The organism is Streptomyces cathayae (genome assembly GCF_029760955.1).
In the GTDB taxonomy this organism is placed as follows: Bacteria; Actinomycetota; Actinomycetes; order Streptomycetales; family Streptomycetaceae; genus Streptomyces; species Streptomyces cathayae.
In genome coordinates, this window is record NZ_CP121682.1 from 7,107,605 (window position 1) to 7,119,940 (window position 12,336).

Consider the following 12,336-nt stretch of genomic DNA (forward strand, 5'->3'; position numbering starts at 1 on the left):
CCGGGCGGTCGCCGGTGACAGCAGTGCCCCCCCGCGTCAAGGAGCCCCCCATGAGCGACCGCGCCCCCGTCGTGCCGGACGGCCTCCGCACCCGTCTCGAGGAGGTCTACCGGGACCTGCACCGGCACCCCGAACTCGGACTGCGGGAGCACCGCACCGCGGGAAAGGTGGCCGAAGCCCTGAGGTCGTTCGGCCACGAGGTCACCCACGGCGTCGGCGGGACCGGCGTGATCGGGGTCCTGGAGAACGGGGACGGCCCGACCGTCATGGCGCGTGCCGACATGGACGCCCTCCCGGTGCGCGAACAGACCGGCCTGCCCTACGCCTCCACCGCGACCGTGACCGCCCCGGACGGCACCGAGCAGCCCGTCATGCACGCCTGCGGACACGACATGCACGTGACCTGCCTGCTGGGCTGCGCGCACCTGCTGGCCGAGAACCGCGACACCTGGCGGGGCACCTTCGTGGCGCTCTTCCAGCCCTCGGAGGAGAACGGCGACGGAGCCAAGGCCATGATCGCCGACGGGCTGACGTCCAGGTCGCCCCGGCCCGACGTGGTGCTGGCCCAGCACGTGCTGCCCTATCCGGCCGGATACGTCGGCACCCGCCCCGGCCCGTTCCTGTCGGCGGCCGACAGCCTGCGCATCACCGTCCACGGACGGGGAGCGCACGGTTCCATGCCCCAGGCCGCGGTGGACCCCGTCGTGATGGCCGCGATGATCGTCGTACGTCTGCAGACCGTCGTCTCCCGGGAACTGGCAGCCACGACCCCGGCCGTGGTCACGGTCGGCAGCATTCACGCGGGCACCGGCCCCAACGTCATTCCCGACAGCGCCGTCATCGAACTCAACGTGCGCACCTACGACGACGCCACCCGCAGCCACGTCCTGGACGCGATCACCCGGATCGTCCGTGCCGAGTGCGAGGCGTCCCGCTCGCCCCGGGAGCCCGAGATCGAGCGGACCACCTCCTTCCCGCCCACCGTCAACGACGAGGCGGCGACCCGACGGGTCGCCGAGGCCTTCGCCGCGCACTTCGGGGACGACGCGCACACCATCGACCTGCAGACCGCGAGCGAGGACATGAGCGAGATCCCCGGGGCGTTCGGGGTGCCGTTCACCTACTGGGGCATCGGATGCGTCGACCCCGACCGCTACGCCGAGGCCGCCCGCAGGGGCACCCTCGACCAGGACATCCCCGTCAACCACAGTCCCGCCTTCGCCCCCCTCCTCCAGCCCACCCTGGACACCGGCGTCCGCGCCCTGACCGTGGCCGCCCTCGCCTGGCTCGGCACCTGATCCGTCAGTGGCGGCCCGGCCCGCCGCTGCCGAACCCGCCGCTGCCGCCCTCCTCCCAGCGGGGCCGGTCCTGGGAGGCACCGGTGCGGCTGCCGGAGCTGCCGCCGTGCAGGTCGTGCGGCAGCAGGCGGTCGTCGCTCCGGGGCATCTCGTCGGGCTCCCGGCGTTCACGGGTCTCACGTACCGGGCCGCCCTCGGGCATCCGGGGCTGTTCATCGGGGCGCGGCCTGGGTGAGTCCCCGCGCCCGACCCGGCGGCTGCCGACCGTGAACAGGCCGATCAGCAGGCCCACGACCAGCACGGCCACCACGATCAGTCCGATGCCGATGGTGCCGCGGCTCGCGGCGAGGTCGGCCGACTCGGTCCGGGAGGCGTGCATCAGGGTGTTCACCGCAGTACTCAGCATGGCTTCCGAGTGCCCGGAACACGCCCGCCGAACCCTGTGGACGGGCCACGGGACACCCCCCTGGGGGACCGGCCGTGGGGGACGGACGAGGAACCCCGGAGTGCGGCGGGTTTGACCGCCCGCGGCCAGGGCTACCCGCGCGGCGTGACGACGACATCGCAGCAGGAGCTGTTCCGGTTTCTCGAGGACCGTTTCGCCTGTGCACAGGCGTGCACGGAGTGCGCACGGGCCTGCGCGGTGCGGGCGAGTCTCGTGGACCCGGACAGCGGCAGGGACCAGGAACTCGTGCGCCGCAAGGGCATCACGTGCGCGGAGGTGTGCGACGCGACGTGCCGTGTGCTGTCCGAGGACAGCCAGGTGGACGAGACGACCATCCGGCTCCAGGTGGAGTGGTGCCGGCAGGTGTGCCTGGAGGGCGCGCACGTCTTCGACGGGCACCCCGGCGCGGAGCGCACGGCCGAGGCGTGCCGGGCCTGCGCGCGCGCCTGCACGGACTTCCTCACCACGCTGAACTGACGGCGGGGGCACTCCTCAGGGGCACCGCTGCGCGTTTCCCCTGAGGCGGAGCTGCTCGGTGCTCCGGTCGAGGAAGCCGGCCCTCTCGACGACAACGCCTGCGGGACGTTCGCCGAGTGGGCAGGGGCTCCTGGACGGACAGGGGCTCCTGGACCGGGCCCGCCCGGTGGACCGCTGTGGGCCCGGAACCCCGAGCGGATCCGGCCGATCTCGCGGTCGGCCCGTACGTGGACGGCGAGGTGGTGGCGACCGGTTCGCCGGCCGGCATCCCCGGTCACCCGGAACGGGAACCGGAAGCGGTCGAGCGGACGGCCCGGCCGCACGGGACCGCGCTGCCGGCGGGCGCCGTCGTGCCGGCGGGTGCGGCCACGGTGGAGGCCGTCGCCACGGTCGGCGACCCGGGCAGGATGCCGGTGCGCACCGCCGGTACGGCGCGGACGCCCTCGGACGCGGGAAGGGCGGGCCGGGACGGATGTGGACAGGGCAGGGAGCCCGGTGGCCGTGGCGGTCGCCGGGCTCCCGGTTCCCGGTGCGGCGGGACGCCGGGACCGCCGCCGCACCGGGCGTCCCGGAGGAGGGGCGCACCGCACGAGGCGGGCACCGTACAAAATCGGGCGAGACATCGCCATACTGGACGGGCCAGGGGAGGGCGCGTTGGACATCGACGGGGGCGGGAGATGGGGGACAGCAGGCTGATCCACGGCCGGTACCGGCTGCTCGATCCGATCGGGCGGGGCGGCATGGGGGAGGTGTGGCGGGCACGCGACGAGTCACTGGGCAGACAGGTCGCCGTGAAGTGCCTCAAACCACTGAACGCCCACCACGACCACGCCTTCAGCGGGGTACTGCGTGAGCGGTTCCGGCGGGAGGCCCGGGTGGCGGCGTCCCTGCAGCACCGCGGGATCACCGTCGTGCACGACTTCGGCGAGTCCGACGGAGTGCTGTATCTGGTGATGGAGCTGCTGCAGGGACGTGACCTCAGCCGGCTCCTGGAGGACAACAAGCAGCATCCGCTGCCGGTCGACGAGGTCGTGGAGATCGCCGAGCAGGTCGCCGCCGCCCTCGCGTACACCCATGACCAGGGCATCGTGCACCGGGACCTGAAGCCCGCCAACATCGTGCGGCTCGCCGACGGCACCGTGAAGATCTGCGACTTCGGCATAGCCCACCTCGGCCACGACATCGGATTCACGTCCCGGCTGACCGGCACCGGTGTCGCGATGGGCACGCCGCACTACATGTCACCGGAGCAGATCAGCGGCACTGAGGTCGACCGGCGCAGCGACCTGTACTCCTTCGGCTGCGTGCTCTACGAGATCGCCACCGGGGTGCCCCCGTTCGACCTCGACGACGCGTGGGCGATCCTCGTCGGCCACCGTGACACCCCGCCCCGGCCGCCGCGCGGCCACCGCGCCGAACTGCCCGAGCGGCTGGAGCGGATCATCCTCGACCTGCTGGCCAAGGAACCGGGCCGACGCCCCGACAGCGCACGCGAACTGGCCCGCCGGGTCGGCGCACTGCGGGCCGCGCCGGCCCGGCTGCCGGTACCGGCCGCGGTGACGGCCTGGCCGGAGCCCGCGGGCCCGACCGGTGCGGGCGGACAGGTGGCCCTGCCGCCTCCGGCGGTCCAGGCGCCCGAGCCGGCGGCGGGCGCGCCCCGGCTGCCGTCCTGGACCAGCGGCATGACCAGCGGCCGCAAGGCGGTCGTCGCCGGAGCGCGCACCACGCCCCCGGGCCCGGCGGCCGGGCTGTCCGGCGAGTGGATCGCCCGCCCCGCGACCGGCCGTGCCGAGCCGTCCCCGCAGGAGGAGCGGCCCACCCCGTCGCCGGGAGCCCTGACCACCCTGGCCGGACGGCACAACGCGGGCCTGAGCCTGGGCCGCCTCGGCCGCTGGACGGAGGCGGGGGAGGTGCACCGCGCGGTCGCCGCGGAGCGCGAACACCTCCTCGGCCCGGACCACCCCGACACCCTCGCCAGCCGCTACGAGGTCGCCTTCACCCTCAGCCGCACCGGCCGCGCCGCCGACGCGCTGCGCGCGTACAAGCACGTGGCCGAGGCCCGTATCCGCGCGCTCGGGTCCGACCACCCCGACACCCTGGCCGCCCGTCAGGAAATGGCGTACGTCATGGCCCAGTTGGGCCGGCCCTTCGACGCCCACCAGGTCTATCTGTCGGTGCTCTCGGCCCGCGAGCGCACCATGGGGGCCGAACATCCCGACACCCTGCGCTGCCGGCACAACCTTGCCTTCAACCTCTCCAGGCTCGGCCGTCTGGAGGACTCGTACAGCATGGCGTGCGAAGTGGCCGCCGCCCGCGCCCGGGTGCTCGGCCCCGACCATCCGGACACCCTGGTCACCCGCTACGAGGTCGCCTACACGCTCGGGCAGCTGGGCCGGTGGACGGAGGCCCTGGAGGCCTACCGCGAGGTCGCCGGGGCCCGCGCGCGGGTCCTCGGACCGGACCACCCCGACACGCTCGCCGCCCGCTACGAGACCGGCATCGGCCTGGGCCGGCTCGGCCACACCGCACAGGCCCTCGACCTCTACCGCGGCCTGGTCGACGACCGCACCCGGGTCCAGGGCCCCGCCCACCCCGAGACGCTGCGCGCCCGGCACGGTCTGGGCGTCAACCTCGGCCGGCTCGGCCGCTGGGCGGAGGCCCTCGCCGAGTCCCGCGCGGTGTGCGCCCTGCGTGAGGGGGCGCTCGGCGCCGACCACACGGACACCCTGGTCAGCCGCCGCGAGGTCGCCGTCGGTCTGGGCTGGCTGGGCCGCTGGGCGGAAGCGCTCACCGAGTACCGCAAGGTGGCCGCCGGCCGGGAACGCGTCCTCGGCGCGGACCACCCCGACACCCTCACCGCCCGCGACGACGAGGCCCGCTGTCTGGAGCGGCTCGGCCACGGCGCCGCGGCCGCCGCGCTGCACCGCGAGGTGGCGGGACTGCGACGGCGGCGGACCGCGGGCGGAGCCTGACGGCAGGTACGGCACGGCACGGCGGGGCAGGGCGGAGCGGCGCCGTGGCCGACGAGGCCCGCTGCCTGGTCGGCGCGGAGCCGCACGTGCTACGAAGAACCACATGAGCGCAGACGAGGGAACCCGGACGTACGACGCCGTCATCGTCGGTGGAGGCCACAACGGTCTCGTCGCCGCCGCCTACCTGGCCCGGGCGGGACGCTCCGTCCTGGTGCTGGAGCGGCTGGACCGTACGGGCGGGGCGGCGGTGTCCACCCGGCCGTTCGCCGGTGTCGACGCACGGCTGTCCCGGTACTCGTACCTGGTCAGCCTGCTGCCCCGGAAGATCGTCCGGGACCTGGGGCTCGACTTCCGGGTACGCGCCCGCACCATCTCCTCCTACACCCCGGTCGAACGCGACGGGCGGCCCACCGGGCTGCTCGTCGGCGGCGGCGAGCGGCGTACCCGCGAGGCGTTCGCCCGCCTGACCGGATCCGACCGCGAGTACCGGGCCTGGCAGCGTTTCTACGGCATGACCGGCCGCGTCGCCGAGCGGGTCTTCCCCACCCTCACCGGACCGCTGCCCACCCGCGAGGAGCTGCGTGACGCGATCGACGACGAGGAGGCCTGGCGGACCCTGTTCGAAGAACCGATCGGGGTCGCCGTCGAGGAGCGCTTCACCGACGACCTCGTGCGGGGCGTGGTCCTCACCGACGCCCTCATCGGCACCTTCGCCGACGCCCACGACCCCACACTCCAGCAGAACCGCTGCTTCCTCTACCACGTCATCGGCGGCGGCACCGGCGACTGGGACGTGCCGGTCGGCGGCATGGGCGCCCTCACCGACGCGCTGGCCGCCGCCGCGCGCGAGGCGGGCGCCGTCATCGCCACCGGTCACGAGGTGGTACGGATCGACACGGACGGCCGCACGGCCGAGGTCACCCACCGCACGGCCGACGGCGAGGGGGTCGCCGCCGCCCGGCACGTCCTGGTGAACGCCTCCCCGCGGGAGCTGGCGGCGCTGACCGGCGACACACCCCCCGCCCCGGCCGAGGGCGCTCAGCTCAAGGTGAACATGCTGCTCAAGCGGCTGCCCAGGCTGCGCGACAGCTCCGTCGACCCGCGCGAGGCGTTCGCCGGGACCTTCCACATCGCCGAGGGATACGGGCAACTGGCCGCCGCACACGCGCAGGCCGCCGCCGGTAAACTGCCCGCCGCGCCGCCCTCCGAGATCTACTGCCACTCGCTCACCGACCCGACGATCCTCGGCCCGGACCTCGCCGCACAGGGCTACCAGACGCTCACGCTCTTCGGCCTGCACACCCCGGCCCGGCTGTTCGAACGGGACAACGACGCCGTGCGGGAGGAGCTGCTGAAGTCGACGCTCGCCCAGCTCGACGCCCAGCTGGCCGAACCGCTCGCCGACTGCCTGGCGACCGACGCGGACGGGCGGCCGTGTCTGGAGGCGAAGACCCCGCTGGACCTGGACCGCGAACTCGGGCTGCCCGGCGGGAACATCTTCCACCGCACGCTGTCCTGGCCCTATGCCCAGGACGGCACCGGCCGGTGGGGCGTGGAGACCCGGCACGCCAACGTCCTGCTGTGCGGTGCGGGCGCGGTGCGCGGCGGCGGGGTGAGCGGGGTGCCGGGGCACAACGCGGCCATGGCGGTCCTGGAGGCGGGCTGACGGGACAGGCTTGAGGGGAGGGCCGGCGGAGGAGGGAAGGACCGGCGGAGGGCGGCCGGGTGTCAGTCGGCCGACCGGCTCCACCCCACGGCCCGGACGCGTGCCGCGTCCGCCGGGCGGGCCTCGTCGAACAGCACGCCGTCACCGGTCGCGACGCGCATCCCGTCGACGTACGCACCGCGTCCGACGTACAGCCGGTCCGTCGCGTAACGCCAGCGCAGGGTGAGGCTCCGTGCGGCGGGCAGGCCGGCGGTGAGTGCGTGCCAGACACGGCCCGACCAGCCGGTGACGGTGCCCGAGGGATGCCGCTGCGGCTCCCCGCCCCGGCGTTGCGTGGTGAACGGCACCGGCTGCCAGGTCGCGCCGCCGTCCGCCGTGGCCTCCAGGGTGAGGACGTCGGAGCGCGGCTCGGTGTCCCACCACAGGGCGCAGCGCAGCCGCGCGCCGCCGGACGAGGTGTCCACCGCGGGCAGGGTGAGGGCCGCCGTCGCCGAACCGGCCATCCCGGAGAACCAGGCCGTGCGTCCCCGCGCCGGACGGACCGGGACCGCGCGGGCCAACCGGTTCGCGGCGGCCACGCGGGGAGCCGACCCCGAACGCCAACTGCGTACGGGGTGCACCGAGTTGCCGAGCACGACGAGGAAGGAGTCGGTGGTCGGATCGAGCACCAGCGCGGTGCCGGTGAAGCCGGTGTGGCCCGCCGTGCGCGGGGTGGCCATCGCCCCCATGTACCAGTGCTGGTACAGCTCGAAGCCCAGTCCGTGCTCGTCCCCGGGGAAGTCGGTGTTGAAGTCGGTGAACATCAGGTCCACCGACTCCGGTCTCAGCACGCGGGCCCGGCCGTAGCGGCCGCCGTTGAGCAGGGTCCGCCCGAGTACGGCCAGGTCCCAGGCGCACGAGAACACGCCCGCGTGGCCCGCGACCCCGCCCAGGCTGTGGGCGTTCTCGTCGTGCACCTCGCCCCACACCAGCCCCCGGTCGAGACCGGACCAGGGCAGGCGGGCGTCCTCGGTGGCGGCGATCCGCGGCTTCCAGGAGGCGGGCGGGTTGTAGCGGGTGCGCCGCATGCCCAGCGGGCCGGTGATGTCGTCATGGAGCAGGACGTCCAGGGTGCGGCCCGTGACCTGCTCCAGCACCAGCTGGAGCGAGATCAGGTTCAGGTCCGAGTACGCGTACGCCGTGCCCGGAGGGCTGACCGGCGCCTCGTCGAGGACGAGCCGGATGCGCTCCTCGTACGTGGGTGCGCCGTAGAGCGGGATCCAGGGGCGGAAACCCGAGGTGTGCGTGAGCAGTTGACGGACCGTCACCTCCGTCTTGCCGGCGCGGCCGAAGTCCGGCAGGTACGAGGCGACGGCCGCCTCCAGTTCCAGGGTGCCCCGTTCGATCTGCTGCACGGCGAGGACGGAGGTGAACAGCTTCGACACCGAGGCCAGATCGAAGACGGTGTCCTCGGCCATGGGGATCTGCCGGTCCGCCGGGAACTCGACGCCGGTGTCGGTCTTCTCGTCGTACGCCTGGTAGCGCACGGCCATGCCGATGGGCCGGTGGAGTGCGACGGTGCCGCCGCGTCCGGCGAGCAGCACGGCGCCCGCGTACCAGGGGTGTTCGGGGGACGGACCGAGGAACGCCTCGGCGTCGGTGACGAGTCGGTCCAGATGCTCCGTGAGCAGGCCGGCCTGCCGGGCCGATCCGTGCCGCAGGGTCGGGCGCCCGCTGCCCGACGCCGCCGGCGGTGAGGCCGCCGCCGCGGGGCCGGCCGGGAGGGAGGCGAAGGCCAGGGCGCCGCCCAGAGCCATTGCGCGCCCGCCGAGTTGCCGGCGAGTGAGACCGCTCGACCCTGCGTCCGTCATGGGGGTTCCTCCCGTGTCGTGGCCGCGGGCGGCCTGAAAGAATCTTTCGGGGATCGCCTTGCGGGGTGAAACTTTCCTGTCAGGTGCGGGATGTGTCAATGGGGCGTACGCGGTCGCGGGAGAAGCCGGAGTCCTTGACCTCCCCGGCCGGTCGGCCGAGGATCGTCTGTCATGACGCCCGGACACGGAAGCACGGTCGACGGACTCCTGCGGCGCAGCGCCCGGCGCACTCCGGCGCGTACCGCCGTCGAGTACGGCGACCGCACCTGGACCTACGACGCGCTCGACACCGCCGTCTCGGCGGCGGCGAGCGTCCTGCTGGCGAAGGGGCTGTCCCCCGGGGACCGGGTCGGCGCCTACGGCCACAACTCCGACGCCTACCTGATCGGCTTCCTCGCCTGCGCCCGCGCGGGCCTGGTGCACGTACCGGTCAACCAGAACCTGACCGGCGACGACCTCGCCTACCTGATCGGCCAGTCGGGCAGCACACTCGTCCTCACCGACCCCGACCTCGCCGGACGGCTCCCGGACGGGGTACGGGCGCTGCCCCTGCGCGACGCCGACGGTTCACTGCTCGACCTGCTGGCCGGGGCGCCCGCGTACGACGGCCCCGGGCCGCGCTCCGAGGACCTGGTGCAGCTGCTGTACACCTCCGGCACCACCGCCCGCCCCAAGGGCGCGATGATGACGCACCGCGCCCTGGTGCACGAGTACCTGAGCGCCATCGCCGCCCTCGACTTCCTGGCGGGCGACCTCCCCGTGCACGCGCTCCCGCTCTACCACTCGGCACAGATGCACGTCTTCCTGCTGCCCTACCTCGCGGTCGGCGCGACCAACGTCATTCTCGACGCGCCCGACGGCGACCGGATCCTCGACCTGATCGAGGCGGGCCGCGCGGACAGCCTGTTCGCCCCGCCCACGGTCTGGATCGCCCTGTCCGACCGCCCCGACTTCGCCACCCGCGACCTGAGCGGACTGCGCAAGGCGTACTACGGGGCGTCCGTCATGCCGGTGCCGGTCCTGGAGCGGCTGACGCGGCGGCTGCCGGACCTGGCGGTCTACAACTGTTTCGGGCAGAGCGAGATCGGCCCGCTGGCCACCGTCCTGGGCCCCGACGAGCACAAGGGGCGCATGGACTCCTGCGGGCGGCCCGTCCTGTTCGTGGACGCACGGGTGGTCGACGAGGACGGCAAGGAGGTGCCCGACGGGACACCCGGTGAGATCGTCTACCGGTCGCCGCAGCTGTGCGAGGGGTACTGGGACAAGCCCGAGGAGACCGCCGAGGCCTTCCGCGACGGCTGGTTCCACTCCGGGGACCTCGCGGTGCGCGACGCCCACGGCTACTTCACCATCGTCGACCGGGTGAAGGACGTCATCAACTCCGGTGGCGTCCTGGTCGCCTCACGGCAGGTCGAGGACGCGCTGTACACGCACGAGGCGGTCGCCGAGGCCGCAGTGATCGGCCTCCCCGACGACCGCTGGGTGGAGGCCGTCACGGCGGTCGTCGTCGCGCGCGGCGAGACGACCGAGGAGGAACTGATCGCGCACACGCGCGAACGGCTCTCGTCCTTCAAGGCGCCGAAGAGGGTCCTGTTCGTGGACGAACTGCCGCGCAACGCCAGCGGGAAGATCCTCAAACGGGAGCTGCGCCACCGCTTCACCGGATGAGCGTGGCACGGCCCGCGCCGGCGCGGGCCGTGAACCGGAGAGGTCCGCTCAGCCGGTGGGGCGCGGCGCGGTGCCGCTTTTGGCGCCGGCACCACTGCCGCCGCCCTGGGGCCCGTACGCCGTCATGAAACGGTCCCGGAAGGTGTCCATGCCCCAACGCGGTGCGTCCGGGGCGGGTTTGAGGCCCTCGGTCCAGTTCCAGTCGGCCACCCGGTCCAGGACCTCCGGATCCTTGGCGACGATGCTGATCGGCACGTCCTTGCCGGTGTCCCCGGCGGTGACGGTCGGGACCGGCTGGTGGTCGCCGAGGAAGACCAGGACCGTGTCCTCGTCGCCGTACCGCTCCATCCACTCGATCAGGCTCCGCAGCGAGTACTCGATGGACTTGCGGTACTCGGTGCGTACCCTCTCCGGGTCCTGCCAGACCTCCTTGGGATCGGTGCCCTCCTTCTTGATCCGGTGGAACACGGAGCCGTCGCCGAGGTCGTCCCAGTCGATCATGCGGGCGTTGGGGGACCACGGGTTGTGGCTGGAGGCGAGGATGATCTCCGCCATGATCGGCTCGCGGTCCTTCTTACCGTGCTCCAGGCGCTCGAAGGCCTCCATGCTGAACTGGTCGGGCACCGGCGTCCAGCTGAAGTACGGCCCCTGGTAGCCGAGGTGCTCGGAGTCGTAGATGTGGTCCAGGCCGAAGTACTTGCCCTCCGGCCAGGCCCGCCGCACCCCGGGCACGATGCCGACGGTGCGCCAGTCACCGGTCTTGCGGAAGTAGCTGGTGAGGGTCATGCGGTCGCTGGTGGTGAGGCTGCGGTAGCGCTGCTGGTTCTTGATCCACAGGCCGGACAGGAAGGTGGAGTGGGCGAGCCAGCTGCCCGCACCCGTCACCGGTGACGTGAGCCAGCCGCTGCGCGACGCGAAACCGGCGGCCTCCAGGGTGCCGGTGCCCTCCTTCAGTACCGCGTCGATCGGCTCCGCCATCGCCGGGTCGTCGATCGCGACCCGGCCGTAGCTCTCGATGAACGTGAACAGGACGTCCTTGCCGCGCAGTCCCGTGAACAGCTGGTCGGGCGGAGTGTCGGCGAAGGCGTCGGCCGCGGCCTGCTCTCTGAAGACCCGCCCGTCCTTGATGCCCGCACGCGTCTGCTCCACCCGGTTGCCCAGCATCTCCGCGGTGCCCTTGGTGGCCAGCGGGACGCCGGTGATCTGCACGCCCAGAGTGACGCAGGTGATCCACGCGACGCCGAGGACCAGCGTGGTGCGGACGGCGGCGGGACGGTGGCGCGCCATCAGGTCCGTGATCCGCACCGCTGCCAGTGTCATCAGCACCAGCAGGATGATGAACAGGACGATCAGCCCGATCACGGCGAGGATCTGCCCGCCCCGGCCGAACGACTCCCGGACGAACTCCGCCGCGTGCTCGAGCAGGATCCAGTCGAGCACCAGGTCGAACGGCCGGGCCAGTACCTGGTAGAAGCCCATGTCCACCATCTTCAGGACGGTGAGCAGCCCGAGGAGGACACCCGAGACCACCGCGGCGATCCGCCGGGGCTTCGGCGGCAGCGCGAGCAGCAGGGTCGCCAGCAGGATCCCCTCGGCCGGGAGACGGAGGAACGCCTCGAACGTGAGCCGCTCCACGCGGTTCGGCACGAGGAGGGCGAAGACCAGCAGCGCCCCGGCCAGCACGGTCGTCCCGACCGCGATACCGCGGGCCGCACGCGGGTGACGCCCGCGCAGGCGCTCCCACCGGGAGGGAGCCGCGCCCTCGGGCGCCTCCCCGGCCGCCTCGCCGGAGGCGGTGGGGCCGTCGTCCGGGTCCGCCCCGCTCCCGGTGGTCTCCGACAGCTGACGGGAGCGAGTGAAGAGCTGCACCCGGGGGTCCTTCCGTGCGGTACTGCGATGGCATGGCAAGCCGGGCCCGGTGAACGGGCCTGCCGCCATCAGTACGTTCGCACGTCACCCC

The 12,336-nt window shown here is 73.4% G+C and carries 8 protein-coding genes; 5 read left to right on the plus strand and 3 right to left on the minus strand.

Annotation, left to right across the window (positions count from 1 at the left end; all coding sequences use genetic code 11):
* Positions 1–50: 50 nt before the first annotated feature.
* Complete coding sequence (locus PYS65_RS32595; protein ID WP_279337549.1) at positions 51–1,298, plus strand: M20 family metallopeptidase; 1,248 nt, start codon at positions 51–53, stop codon at positions 1,296–1,298.
* A 4-nt stretch (positions 1,299–1,302) separates the two neighbouring features.
* Here the strand turns inward: PYS65_RS32595 and PYS65_RS32600 are convergent, their stop codons facing one another.
* Positions 1,303–1,704 carry a DUF6479 family protein gene (locus PYS65_RS32600; RefSeq protein ID WP_279337550.1) on the minus strand — a complete coding sequence of 134 codons (402 nt, stop codon included), beginning with the start codon at positions 1,702–1,704 and terminating at the stop codon, positions 1,303–1,305.
* A 144-nt stretch (positions 1,705–1,848) separates the two neighbouring features.
* On the opposite strand from PYS65_RS32600, the gene PYS65_RS32605 reads away from it, so the two are divergent.
* From PYS65_RS32605 to PYS65_RS32615, 3 genes are all read left to right on the plus strand, one after another.
* A complete protein-coding gene (locus PYS65_RS32605) occupies positions 1,849–2,220 on the plus strand; it encodes a four-helix bundle copper-binding protein (protein ID WP_279337551.1) in 372 nt (123 codons plus the stop codon).
* 677 nt (positions 2,221–2,897) lie between these two features.
* Positions 2,898–5,192 (plus strand): serine/threonine-protein kinase, encoded by a 2,295-nt coding sequence (locus PYS65_RS32610; RefSeq protein WP_279337552.1) that lies wholly within the window; start codon positions 2,898–2,900, stop codon positions 5,190–5,192.
* A 103-nt stretch (positions 5,193–5,295) separates the two neighbouring features.
* Positions 5,296–6,858 (plus strand): phytoene desaturase family protein, encoded by a 1,563-nt coding sequence (locus PYS65_RS32615; RefSeq protein WP_279337553.1) that lies wholly within the window; start codon positions 5,296–5,298, stop codon positions 6,856–6,858.
* 62 nt (positions 6,859–6,920) lie between these two features.
* On the opposite strand, the gene PYS65_RS32620 is transcribed toward PYS65_RS32615, so the two are convergent.
* Entirely contained in the window at positions 6,921–8,708 is a 1,788-nt protein-coding gene (locus tag PYS65_RS32620; RefSeq protein ID WP_279337554.1) for a serine hydrolase domain-containing protein, read from the minus strand.
* Positions 8,709–8,879: 171 nt separating this feature from the next.
* On the opposite strand from PYS65_RS32620, the gene PYS65_RS32625 reads away from it, so the two are divergent.
* Positions 8,880–10,376 (plus strand): acyl-CoA synthetase, encoded by a 1,497-nt coding sequence (locus tag PYS65_RS32625; protein ID WP_279337556.1) that lies wholly within the window; start codon positions 8,880–8,882, stop codon positions 10,374–10,376.
* 48 nt (positions 10,377–10,424) lie between these two features.
* Here the strand turns inward: PYS65_RS32625 and PYS65_RS32630 are convergent, their stop codons facing one another.
* Positions 10,425–12,245, minus strand: coding sequence for an alkaline phosphatase family protein (locus tag PYS65_RS32630; protein ID WP_279337557.1), 1,821 nt, complete (start codon positions 12,243–12,245; stop codon positions 10,425–10,427).
* Between the last annotated feature and the right edge of the window lie 91 nt (positions 12,246–12,336).